General features: G+C 66.6%; 11 protein-coding genes and 1 tRNA gene. 5 read left to right on the forward strand and 7 right to left on the reverse strand.

Annotated features, from left to right (window positions below; all coding sequences use genetic code 11):
* Positions 1-39: 39 nt before the first annotated feature.
* The 4 genes from BLW81_RS21340 to BLW81_RS21355 are packed head-to-tail and all read left to right on the forward strand — an operon-like array spanning position 40 to position 2,564.
* A complete protein-coding gene (locus tag BLW81_RS21340; protein ID WP_083408900.1) occupies positions 40-477 on the forward strand; it encodes a Zn-ribbon domain-containing OB-fold protein in 438 nt (145 codons plus the stop codon).
* A complete protein-coding gene (locus BLW81_RS21345; RefSeq protein WP_083410720.1) occupies positions 474-1,676 on the forward strand; it encodes a lipid-transfer protein in 1,203 nt (400 codons plus the stop codon). The genes BLW81_RS21340 and BLW81_RS21345 overlap by 4 nt, the downstream gene beginning before the upstream one ends.
* Complete coding sequence (locus tag BLW81_RS21350; RefSeq protein ID WP_083408901.1) at positions 1,666-2,340, forward strand: YwaF family protein; 675 nt, start codon at positions 1,666-1,668, stop codon at positions 2,338-2,340. Before BLW81_RS21345 ends, BLW81_RS21350 begins: the two co-directional genes overlap by 11 nt.
* Positions 2,337-2,564 (forward strand): DUF167 domain-containing protein, encoded by a 228-nt coding sequence (locus BLW81_RS21355; RefSeq protein ID WP_083410721.1) that lies wholly within the window; start codon positions 2,337-2,339, stop codon positions 2,562-2,564. Before BLW81_RS21350 ends, BLW81_RS21355 begins: the two co-directional genes overlap by 4 nt.
* On the opposite strand, the gene BLW81_RS21360 is transcribed toward BLW81_RS21355, so the two are convergent.
* The 6 genes from BLW81_RS21360 to BLW81_RS21385 all read right to left on the reverse strand — a co-directional run bounded on the left by BLW81_RS21360 (position 2,561) and on the right by BLW81_RS21385 (position 8,456).
* Positions 2,561-3,316, reverse strand: a complete 756-nt coding sequence (locus tag BLW81_RS21360; RefSeq protein ID WP_083408902.1) for an ABC transporter ATP-binding protein — start codon at positions 3,314-3,316, stop codon at positions 2,561-2,563. The genes BLW81_RS21355 and BLW81_RS21360 overlap by 4 nt on opposite strands.
* Complete coding sequence (locus BLW81_RS21365; protein ID WP_083408903.1) at positions 3,300-4,127, reverse strand: ABC transporter ATP-binding protein; 828 nt, start codon at positions 4,125-4,127, stop codon at positions 3,300-3,302. The genes BLW81_RS21360 and BLW81_RS21365 overlap by 17 nt, the downstream gene beginning before the upstream one ends.
* Complete coding sequence (locus BLW81_RS21370) at positions 4,124-5,287, reverse strand: branched-chain amino acid ABC transporter permease (RefSeq protein ID WP_083408904.1); 1,164 nt, start codon at positions 5,285-5,287, stop codon at positions 4,124-4,126. The genes BLW81_RS21365 and BLW81_RS21370 overlap by 4 nt, the downstream gene beginning before the upstream one ends.
* Complete coding sequence (locus tag BLW81_RS21375) at positions 5,284-6,321, reverse strand: branched-chain amino acid ABC transporter permease (RefSeq protein ID WP_083408905.1); 1,038 nt, start codon at positions 6,319-6,321, stop codon at positions 5,284-5,286. The genes BLW81_RS21370 and BLW81_RS21375 overlap by 4 nt, the downstream gene beginning before the upstream one ends.
* A gap of 84 nt (positions 6,322-6,405) precedes the next feature.
* Complete coding sequence (locus tag BLW81_RS21380; RefSeq protein ID WP_083408906.1) at positions 6,406-7,623, reverse strand: branched-chain amino acid ABC transporter substrate-binding protein; 1,218 nt, start codon at positions 7,621-7,623, stop codon at positions 6,406-6,408.
* Between the two features lie 200 nt (positions 7,624-7,823).
* Positions 7,824-8,456 carry a two-component system response regulator PdtaR gene (locus BLW81_RS21385; RefSeq protein WP_083408907.1) on the reverse strand — a complete coding sequence of 211 codons (633 nt, stop codon included), beginning with the start codon at positions 8,454-8,456 and terminating at the stop codon, positions 7,824-7,826.
* A 60-nt stretch (positions 8,457-8,516) separates the two neighbouring features.
* Here BLW81_RS21385 and BLW81_RS21390 point away from each other — a divergent pair.
* Positions 8,517-8,593, forward strand: a tRNA-Leu gene (locus BLW81_RS21390).
* A gap of 7 nt (positions 8,594-8,600) precedes the next feature.
* Here BLW81_RS21390 and BLW81_RS21395 read toward each other — a convergent pair.
* Positions 8,601-10,595, reverse strand: a complete 1,995-nt coding sequence (locus tag BLW81_RS21395; protein ID WP_162277406.1) for a glycoside hydrolase family 5 protein — start codon at positions 10,593-10,595, stop codon at positions 8,601-8,603.
* Positions 10,596-11,173 lie beyond the last annotated feature (578 nt).

Here is an 11,173-nt window from a genome sequence, read left to right on the forward strand (position 1 = left end):
ACGTTTCAGTTTCACAGGTCGACTGGGTACGCTGACCGCGTGTCAGCATCCACTCAACCGGCGATCGACGGGTGGTTCGCCACCGACGGGTCCGGGTCGCCATACCTGATCGGTGGCAAGTGCCATCAGTGCGGGACCTACGTGTTCCCGCCCCGCGCCAACAACTGCCCCAACCCCGCCTGTGACGGCGACGAACTGGCGCAGGTGCCGATGTCGCGCCGCGGCACGCTGTGGAGCTACACCGAGAACCGCTACGCTCCCCCGCCGCCGTACCCGGCGCCGGATCCATTCGAGCCGTTCGCCGTTGCCGCCGTGCAACTGGCCGACGAAGGCTTGATCGTGCTCGGCAAGGTCGTCGAGGGCACGCTGGCCGCCGATCTGAAGGTCGGCATGGAGATGGAACTGACCACGATGCCGCTGTTCGTCGACGACGATGGCGTCGAACGCGTCGTCTACGCATGGAGGCCCGCGTCATGAGCACACCGGAACCCGTCTACATCCTCGGCGCCGGCATGCACCCGTGGGGCAAGTGGGGCCGCGACTTCACCGAGTACGGCGTCGTGGCCGCCCGCGCCGCGCTGGCCGAGGCCGGCCTGGACTGGCGCCAGATCCAACTCGTCGCAGGCGCCGACACCATCCGCAACGGTTATCCCGGCTTCGTCGCCGGCGCGACGTTCGCCCAAAAGCTCGGCTGGAACGGGGTTCCCGTCACCTCGAGCTACGCCGCCTGCGCCAGTGGGTCGCAGGCGCTGCAGAGTGCCCGCGCCCAGATCCTCGCGGGCTTCTGCGACGTGGCGCTCGTCATCGGCGCCGACACCACGCCCAAGGGGTTCTTCGCGCCGGTCGGCGGCGAGCGCAAGAACGACCCGGACTGGCAGCGGTTCCACCTGATCGGCGCCACCAACACCGTGTACTTCGCGTTGTTGGCGCGCCGCCGGATGGACCTCTACGGCGCCACCCTCGAGGACTTCGCCGCGGTGAAGGTCAAGAACGCCAAGCACGGCCTGGACAACCCGAACGCGCGGTACCGCAAGGAAGCCAGCGTCGAGGACGTGTTGGCCAGCCCGGTGGTCTCCGATCCCCTTCGGCTGCTGGACATCTGCGCGACGTCGGACGGTGCGGCGGCGCTGATCGTGGCGAGCAAGTCGTTCGCCGAGAAGCATCTCGGTTCCGTCGAGGGCGTACCGTCGGTGCGCGCGATCAGCCTGCAGTCGCCGCAGTATCCGCAGCATCTGCCCGAATTGCCGGACATCGCAACGGATTCCACCGCCGTGGTGAAGGCGCCCGAGCGGGTGTTCAAGGACCAGATCCTCGACGCCGCCTACGCAGAGGCCGGCATCGGACCCGAGGACCTGAGCCTGGCCGAGGTCTACGACCTGTCCACCGCACTGGAACTCGACTGGTACGAGCATCTGGGGCTGTGCGCCAGGGGCGAGGCCGAACAGTTGCTGCGCAGCGGCGCCACCACCATCGGCGGGAAGATCCCCGTCAACCCGTCGGGCGGCCTGGCGTGCTTCGGGGAAGCCATTCCCGCACAAGCCATCGCGCAGGTCTGCGAGCTCACCTGGCAGCTGAAGGGACAGGCCACCGGCCGCCAGGTCGAGGGCGCCAAGGTCGGGATCACCGCGAATCAGGGCCTGTTCGGGCACGGTTCGTCCGTGGTAGTTGCTCGCTAGGCAGTTCGAACCGTACGGCCCCTCGTACTGGGGTGCCCTGGCCGTGTTCGCGGTCGGGGCGGTGCTGCTGGTCTGGGCCGGGCGCGGGTTGGCGCCGGCTCGGGCTCGGCGACTGAGCCGCGTCCTCGGCGCGCTCACCGCGGCGATCTACGCGGCGATCCTGGTCTACAACGTGCTGCCGCCGACCTTGGCGAGTTCGGTGCCGCTGCAACTGACCGATCTGGCGACCGTCGTTGCCGCGGTGGCGTTGTGGACCCAGCGTCAGTGGGCCTACACGCTCACCTACTACTGGGGTCTGGTCCTCAGCGTGCAGGCGCTGATCACCCCCGTACTGCGCGGACCGGACTTCCCGCACTACCAGTTCCTGGCGTTCTACGCGATCCACCTGCTGGTGGTGTGGGCGGCGATCTTTCTCACCTGGGGCCGCGGCATGCGGCCCGACTGGCGCGGATACCGATTCGCCGTCGCCGTGACCGCCGGATGGGCGACGTGCACCGTGGTGTTCAACAAGGTCGCCGACACCAATTACGGGTTCACCCACCACAAGCCGGCCACCGCGTCGCTGCTGGACCTGCTGGGCCCGTGGCCGGTGTACATCGTGGTGACGGCCGCGCTCGTGTTCGCCGTATGGGCGCTGATGACCTGGCCGTGGGTGCGGCGATGATCGTCGCGGTGCGCGTCAAGCCCGGCAGCGCGAAGGGTCCCCTGGTCGAGGAGGGCGCCGACGGCGAACTCACGGTCTACGTGCGCGAGCGGGCCGTCGAGGGCAAGGCCACCAAGGCCGTAGCGAAACTCGTCGCCGCGCATCTGGGCGTCGCGCCCAGCCGGGTTCGGCTGGTCTCGGGCGCGGTGTCGCGCATCAAACGCTTCGAGGTGGACCTCTCCTAGGCGACGCCGAGGTAGGCGGCGCGAATGCTGTCGTCTGTCAACAGCTCTCGCGCGTTGCCGGTGCGTGTCACCTCGCCGGTTTCGAGGATGTAGGCGCGGTCCGAGCGGCTCAGCGCCTGCTGCGCGTTCTGCTCGACGAGCAGCACCGTGGTGCCCTGACTGTTGACCTCGGCGATGATCTTGAAGATCTGCGAGATCACCATCGGCGCCAGACCCATCGACGGCTCGTCGAGCAGCAGCACCCGCGGCCGGGCCATCAGCGCGCGCCCGATCGCGAGCATCTGCTGTTCACCGCCGGACAGCGTGCCGCCCACCTGGGTGCGGCGTTCAGCGAGCCGAGGGAACGTCTCCAGTACCCAGTCCAGCCGTTCCTTGTGCTCATGGCGCGACGCGAATTTCCGTCCGTAACAACCCATTTCGAGGTTCTCGACAACCGTCATACCGGGGAAGACGCCGCGGCCTTCCGGTGCCTGCACCAGGCCCTGGACCGCGCGGTGATGCGCCTTGACCTTGCTGATGTCGTTGCCCTCGAACCAGATCGAGCCCGACGTCAGCGGCAGCAGACCCGAGATCGCCCGCATGGTCGTGGTCTTGCCGGCACCGTTGGAGCCGAGCAACGTGACAAGTTCGCCTTCCCGCACGGTCAGTGAGATCCCGTGCAGAGCGCGGATACGCCCGTACTGCACGACGAGGTCGCGCAGTTCGAGGACGACGGGACGCTCGTCGGTCTTCTGCTCACTCGACTGCGTCATCAGGCACTCCCAGGTAAGCGGCGATGACCTTGGGGTCCTCGCGGATCTCGGCGGGCAGGCCGTCGGCGATCTTGCGACCGAACTCCAGCACCACGATCCGGTCGGTCACTCCCATCACCAGCCTCATGTCGTGCTCGATCAGCAGCACGGTGTAGCCGTCGTCGCGGATCTTCTGGATCAACTCGATGAGCGCGGCCTTCTCCTTCGGGTTGAACCCGGCGGCCGGTTCGTCGAGGCACAGCAGCTTGGGTTCGGTGGCCAGCGCGCGGGCGATCTCGAGTCGCCGCTGATCGCCGTACGGCAGGTTCTTGGCCTTCTCCTCGCCGCGGTGCCCGATCCCGACGAAGTGAAGCAGTGCGGCCGATCTCTCGACGGCCGACATCTCCTCACGGCGGTGCCGCGGGGTCCGCACCAGCGCGCCGGGCACCGACGTGAAGTGCCGGGCGTCGGTGCCCACCATGACGTTCTCCAGCGCGGTCATCTCGCCCCACAACCGGATGTTCTGGAACGTACGCGCGATGCCGCGACGGGTGATCTGGTGCCGCTTGATCTTTCCCAGCGGGGCACCGTCGAAGGTGACGGAGCCCGACGTCGGGCGGTACACGCCGGTGATCGCGTTGAAGCAGGTCGTCTTGCCCGCCCCGTTCGGTCCGATCATGCCGAGGATCTCGCCGCGGCGGATGTCGAACGACACCGAATCCAGCGCCGTCAGCCCGCCGAACTTCATCGTGAGATCCGTTGTGCGCAGCAGTATTTCACCTTCGGCCGCGTTGATCTCGCGGTGGACGCCTGCCAGTTCCTCGATGGTCACTTCGCGGCCTCCTTCTCCGGATTGCGGAGTAGGTCGCGCGCCGCCCTGCCGTAGGTCAGCAGCTGCTGGCGCGCCGGGAACAGCCCCTGCGGCCGGAAGATCATCAACGCCACCAACGCCATCCCGAAGAACAGGTACTTCAGGTCGCCGAGGTTGATGCCCAGGAACTCGACGCCCAGCAGCCGGTTGGGCAGGTAGACGATGATGAACGCGCCGACCACCACGCCGAGTTTGTTGCCCTGCCCGCCGAGCACCACCGCGCACAGGAACAGCATCGAGTTGATGATGTTGAACGTGGGCGGCGCGACGAACTGCACCTGGCCCGCGTACAGGGCGCCGGACAGGCCGCCGATCGCGGCGCCGATGACGAACGCCCACAGCTTGAACTTGAACGTGTTGACGCCCATGACTTCTGCGGCGTCCTCGTCCTCCCGGATGGCGATCCAGGCGCGGCCCACGCGGCTGCGTTCGAGGTTGCCGACAAGCAGCAGGATCGCGATGATCAGCACGATGCCCAGCCAGAACCACCACGTGCCGTAGTTGGCCAGGCCGGACGAGTTCCCGCTGGAGAACACGCCTTCGGGTAGCCGTTCACTCTCGCCGACGTGGGGATAGGCGACCTCGTTGAGGCCGCGCGGCCCGTTGGTGATGTCGGCGAGGTTGTCGGCCATCAGCCGGATGATTTCGCCGAATCCCAGCGTGACGATGGCCAGATAGTCCCCGCGCAGCCGCAGCGTCGGCGTGCCCAGGATCAGGCCGGTCAGCGCGGTGATCGCCATGGCCAGCGGCACACAGGCCAGCCACGCCCAGTCCTCGTTGAACCAACCGGTGGCGCCGAGCCTGTTCCATGGGCTGTTCGGGCTGGTCAGCAGTGCGACGGTGTAAGCGCCGACGGCGTAGAAGCCGACGTAGCCGAGGTCGAGCAGGCCCGCCTGCCCGACCACGACGTTGAGGCCGATCGCGATGATCGCGACCATCGCGAACTGCGCCATGGTGCCGCCGAAGCTGATGTTCGGAGTGTTGAGGAACGGCGGCGGGAACAGCGGCAGCAGCGCAAGCACCCCGAACGCGAGCAGTCCGAAGCCCCACTTCTGCACGCGGGTGCGGCCGTCCCACCACTCCCGCAGCCCGTCACCGGGGGCCAGCAGTTTGCGTGTCATGCTCGTGCCTTTCCGAGGCTCTCGCCGAGTATCCCGGTGGGCCGGAAGAACAGCACGAGGACCAGCAACACGAACGCCACCACATCACGCCACTGGGTGCCGAACACCGCCTGCCCGTAGTTCTCCATGATGCCGAGCAGCAGGCCGCCGAGCAGGGCGCCGCGCAGGTTGCCGATGCCGCCGAGCACCGCGGCCGAGAACGCCTTGATGCCGAGCAGGAAGCCGCCGGAGTAGATGATGCCCTGCGGAACCTTCAGCGTGTACAGCAGCGCCGCCGCGCCGGCGAGCAGGCCACCGATCAGGAAGGTGGTCATGATGATGCGTTCGCGGGAGACACCCATCAGCGTGGCGGTGTCCGGATCCTGGGCCACCGCGCGAATGCCGCGGCCGAACTTCGTGCGGTTGATGGCCATGTCCGTCATCAGCGCCAAGAACAGCGCCGCGATGACGATGATCAGCGTGATGTTGGAGACCGCGGCGCCGAACACGGTGAACTGCGTCTCCGGCGCGACGAGCCGGATCGGCTGCTGGGCGTTGGAGCCGCCGTAGCCGTCGATGATCTTCGGCAGGATGAAATGCACGAACTCCTGCAGCACGAACGACATGCCGATCGCGGTGATCAGGAACGACAGCCGCTCGGCTTTTCGCCGGCGCAGCGGCCGGTACGCGATCGCCTCCAACCCCACGGCCGTGCCACCGGACACCGCCATCGCGAACAGCATCGCGATCGCCAGGTACAGCACCGTCAACGCGATGCCCTTGTCGTAGGTGTTACCGCTGGGAGTGAAGCCCAGAATCATGTCGAGGCAGAAATACGCGCCGAACATGCCGAACATGAACACTTCGGAGTGCGCGAAGTTGATCAGCTTGAGCACGCCGTAGACCAGCGTGTACCCCACCGCGACCAGCGCGTAGATCGCGCCCCAGGACAGACCGTCGATCGTCAACTGCCAGAAGCCGTCCCGCAGGCCGTCCAGGTTGAAGTTGATGTTCGCGGCCAAGCAGGCGTACTGCTCGACGCACTGGTGTGTCATCCGGCGGCGGCTCCTCGCGGCAAAGGTCTGGTCACGAGAACGCGCCCGAGCCGTGGTGGCATCGGACGCGTCTCGCTCGTCTTCCTACTGAACCTTGTAAATCCAGATCAAACTGGTGGTCAGCTCGCCCTCGGGGGTCCACTGATACTGCCGGGCGACGCCGCGGCCGTTGTAGTTACGGACGAAGTCCAGCAGCGCGGGCCGCGTGATGGCGCCCGAGTCGATACCCTTGAGCATGATCGTGCCCAGGTCGTAGCCCTCGGAGCTGTACGTGCCGGGTTCCTGGTTGAACTTCTCGGTGTACTCGTCGGCGAAGCTGCCGGTCGCCGGGCCGCACGGGCAGGACAGGATGGCGTCCTTGGACGCATCGCCGGCCTGCTTGACGAACTCCGGATCCTTGGTGCCGTCGGCGCTGACGAACGCGCCCTCGAAGCCGCCGTCCTTGAGCTGCTGCACGAACGGCGACGCCTCGGCGTAGTAGCCGCTGAAGAACACCGAATCCGGCGCGGCGCCTTTGATCTGGGTGACCGCCGCCGAGAAGTCCTTGTCGCCCTTCTTCACCGAGATGTTGCACGCGGAGTCGGCCACCGGACCGAGCGTCTCGCGCACGGTCTGGGCCAGGCCGAGGCCGTAGTCGGTGCTGTCGTCGACCACGCACACCTTCTTGTGGCCCAACGTGTTCTTCAGGTAGTTCGCCACCGACGGGCCCTGCACGCCGTCGTTGCCCAGGCCGCGGAAGAACGTCTTCCACCCCTTCTCGGACAGCGTGACGTTGGTCGCCGAGGCGGTCGCCGCCACCAGGCCGGCCTGGTTGAACACGTCGCCGGTGGCGTTGGTCTCACCGGAGAAGGCGGGCCCGATCAGGCCGATCGTGAACGCGTCGTTGATGATCTGCGGCGCGATCTGCGTCGCCTTCTGCGGGTCGCCTTCGGTGTCGAAGGTCTTCAGCTGCACCTGGCAGCCTTGGTTGGCCGCGTTGTGCTTGTCGACGGCGAGTTGGATGCCGTTCTTGATGTTGATGCCCAGCGCGGCGTCGGGCCCGTTGAGCGCGCCGGCCATCGCCAGCGACACCGGCGGGCACTGCGCCTTGCCGTCCCCTGCCGGGTCGGCGGGCGCGGCGCTCTCGTCGGCCTTCACTTCGGCGCCGTTCTCGTCGATCTGCACCTGCTCGACGATCTTGAGATCGGTCTGCGCGCTGCCGCCTCCCTCACTCGGTTCGGACTGTTGGCAGCCCGCTATGCCGAGCACAACCAAACCGGCACTGCTGATGGCAAATGCTTTCCGTGCCACGCGAGAGCGCACGCTTCACCTCCGTGTCAATGATGTTGTGGGCTTCGGCGCCTCGACCCAGCTAGGCGGGGGCGGCGATGCTTCGGGAGAACCTTAGCCAACGCATGGCCTCGGTGCGTGCTGTTGGAAAAGGCGCGGTGGCTTTCCCGTGATCGTCGGGGCGAAACGGCGCTGTCGGAAACGTAGTTTTTACGCGACCGAGCCTCGGTGGGTCAGCTCGAGGCCGCCGCATCCCCGGGCGTGTCGAGGGTCTCGAGCACGACCTCGGCAACGCGTTTCATCGTCGTCCTGCGGTCCATCGCGGCGCGCTGTATCCACTTGAACGCCTCGGGCTCGGTCATCCCCTGCTTGGCCTGCAGCAAACCCTTCGCCCGCTCCACCAGCTTGCGGGTCTCCAACCGGTCCGACAGCGTGGCGACCTCCTGCTCGAGCGCGGCCATCTCGCTGAAGCGGCTGACCGCCACCTCGATGGCGGGAATGAGGTCGGTGATCGTGAACGGTTTGACCAGGTAGGCCATCGCGCCCGCGTCGCGCGCACGTTCCACCAATTCGCGCTGGCTGAACGCGGTCAGGATGACGATCGGCGCGATGCGCTTGCCCGCGATCTCCGCGGCCGCGTCGATGCCGTCGCGGCGGGGCATCTTGACGTCCATGATCACGAGGTCGGGTTTGAGGCTTTCGGCGAGGTCGACGGCCTCCTGCCCGTCGCCGGCCTCGCCGACGATCTCGTATCCCTCTTCGCGCAGCATCTCCGCCAGGTCCATGCGGATGAGTGCCTCGTCTTCTGCGACGAGAACACGGCGTGCTTGCTGGCCTTCGCTGGGTGACCCGGTCATGGATGCCATTGTGGCGGTAGCAGCCCCGTTCAGCGACCTCGGGTCATCCTCTATGGTGGTAACCCGCACGCCCTCGTATCCCAACTGGCAGAGGAAACGGATTCAAAACCCGTACAGTGTGAGTTCGAATCTCACCGAGGGCACCACCGGCGCTCAGACCGCCAGCAGCATCCCCCACGGCCCCTGCACGTAGGACACGTTCGAGCCGCTGCCACCCGACTTGTCGCCGCCGCCGGAGCTGTCGTTGCCTCCGCTGCCGCCGGAGTCGTCGCCTCCGGAATCCGCGCCTCCGGCACCCGCGCCGCCGGAGCCCGGACCGTTGGAGCCGGGACTTCCAGTGCCAGCACCGTTTCCGGCGCCACCGGTTCCCGGCGTGGCCTTGTTGCCGTCCTTAGTGTCGTTGGCGTTTCCATCGTCCGACGAGTCATCGTCGCCGCGAGCAGTACCGCGGGAATCGTCCTTGCCAGTGGAGGTTTCGTCCTCGTCGCCACCGGTGGTGTCTTCGTCCTCGGCGGGCGTCTGCTCCTCCTCGTCGGTCGGCGCGGGCGCTTCCACCGGCTCGGGAGTCTCTTCGACCGGAACCTCATCGACCGGGACCTCCTCGGCCGGCACCTCTTCGACCGGAACTTCCTCGGCCGGAACTTCCTCAGCCGGGACTTCCTCGGCCGGGACCTCTTCGGCCGGGACCTCTTCGGTCGGGACCTCCTCGGTCGGGACAGGTGCCTCTTCGGCGACCGGCGGCACCTCGGCCGCAGGTTCGGTGACCTCGGCCGGCGGCGCCTCGGGCGCCTCCGGGGTGACCGGATTGTCCAACGCGTCGAGCGAGGACTCGATCGGCTCACCCGTCACGTCCTCGGCGGCCGTGGTGACCGCGCCGGCCAGCGCCATCCGGGTGTCAGCCGGCACGTCGAGGCTGGCCGTCGCCGGATTCGTCAGACCGCCGAACAGGTTGCGCAGTGCATCGGCGATGACGTTGACGACGGCGTTCGCGAGCTGCGTAACGGTCTGTGCGACAACGGTGTACACCTGCTGCAGGACCGCCGCCACCGCCTGCACGAGCGCGGTGACCGGATCGACGACCGGATCTTCTCCCGGATCGACCGGGCATTTGCGTCCGGTGGTCGCGCACTCGATCACGTCGGCCACCAGCTTGCGTCCCCACTCATAGGTGAAGATGCCCATGGTGCCTTCTTCGGTGGTGGAGTTCAGCCGATCCCGCAGCGTGAACAGGAACGCCGGACCGGTGTAATCCTGAGCGCCCCAGTAGTCGAGGAAGTCCTTCACCCAGGCCGCCTGGGTCTCCTCGTCCTTGATGTAGGTGCTCAGGCCGTACTCGGTGGCCCAGATCTTGAGGGCGTCGTCACCGTTGGCGATCATCTGCTGCCGGATCGCGATCAACTGCTCGACCGGGGTCTGCCACAGGTTGTTGGGATCCAGTCCGTCGCTGAACTTGATCTCGTTGTTGTACGGGTGGATCGACAGCGCGTCGAAGTAGCCCTTCGCCCCGGCGGCGTACATCCGCTCCACGAACGTGACGGGGTTCATGGTCAGGCCGGAATCCTGAACGGTGCCAAGGACTCCGGCGACGACCAGCGCGTCCGGGTCGATCGCGTCGATGGCGTCGTATGCAGCCCGGAGGATCTCGGTGTAGTGCTCGGGATCCGGGCCGGCCGTCCAGTAGGCGGTGTAGTTCGGCTCGTTCCAGATCTCGTACGCCGACACCAGCCCCTTGTACCGTTCCGCGACGGTCGCCGCCCACGCGCCGTACAGCTCCGGGTCCGGTGGGGTGTAGATGCCGAAGCCCGGCTCCTCGGGGTCGTCACCCCAGCTCGGCGTCGTGTTCAGCACCCCGAGGACCGCCATCCCGCGATCGGCGGCGGCGTTGATGATGTACTCCGAGCGGTTCCACAGGGACTCTTCCCAGTCCGGCGGCAGCGTGCCCGGCTCCACCGGCTGGATGTCGGCCCACGGGATCAGCACCCGGACGGTGTTGACCCCGAGCTTCTGCATCTCCTCGAGATGCCGGTCGATGGCCTCGGTGTCGATGGTGCCGTCCGGCCTGGTCAGCCCGTAGATGTCGGAGTCGGCGATGCCGATGGTGTCATTGGAATCGTTGATGACGGCGGCGGGAACGTAGCTGTAGCTCACCGGCCTCGGCAGCGGCTCCGTCGGGACAAGCAAATTCGTGACATACGCGCAAAGCACCGCGAGAGGCGCAGCGGCAATCACGCTTGCCACCCCATAGCGACGCAGTCGGCGTTTCCCGATGAGCCCCATGGGCACTCCTGTTCAGTTCTCAACCGGAAGGCAGTCAACGATGCGAGGAACTCAAATTAACGTATTCCGGCGAACCATACACACCTAATGCCAGGAAATCTTCTTGGCCATTAAGCGAAACACCTCGAGGGCGCTACGACTCCATTCCAAGTCAGTTGTATGGTCCGCAATGATGGTCCGCGCCGTGCGAATGCGGCAAAGTCCATACCATTGGTCTTTTTCGCTGCGCGGTCGTCGGAAATAGTCGCTGTCCAGCGCAATCTCCGCAGATGGAGACTACTAATGCCGAAGGCGCGCCGTTGGCAATTCGGCTGCCAAGAATGGCGCACTGCTAGCTACGTTTGCGGGCGGCAATGGCAATGTGCGTTTATTTGCGATCGCGAAAATAACAACGTCGTCTCGATGTTCGTCAGCAATGTGGTCAGCGGAGTTTACGGACAGCCACAGCG

It is taken from the genome of Mycolicibacterium rutilum (assembly GCF_900108565.1).
Classification (GTDB): Bacteria; Actinomycetota; Actinomycetes; order Mycobacteriales; family Mycobacteriaceae; genus Mycobacterium; species Mycobacterium rutilum.

Bases quoted from the DNA above. Each gene is read 5' to 3' on its own strand.
- BLW81_RS21385 (WP_083408907.1), bottom strand. From the start codon at position 8,456: ATGGCATCCATGACCGGGTCACCCAGCGAAGGCCAGCAAGCACGCCGT.
- BLW81_RS21355 (WP_083410721.1), top strand. From the start codon at position 2,337: ATGATCGTCGCGGTGCGCGTCAAGCCCGGCAGCGCGAAGGGTCCCCTG.
- BLW81_RS21360 (WP_083408902.1), bottom strand. From the start codon at position 3,316: ATGACGCAGTCGAGTGAGCAGAAGACCGACGAGCGTCCCGTCGTCCTC.
- BLW81_RS21370 (WP_083408904.1), bottom strand. From the start codon at position 5,287: ATGACACGCAAACTGCTGGCCCCCGGTGACGGGCTGCGGGAGTGGTGG.
- BLW81_RS21345 (WP_083410720.1), top strand. From the start codon at position 474: ATGAGCACACCGGAACCCGTCTACATCCTCGGCGCCGGCATGCACCCG.
- BLW81_RS21375 (WP_083408905.1), bottom strand. From the start codon at position 6,321: ATGACACACCAGTGCGTCGAGCAGTACGCCTGCTTGGCCGCGAACATC.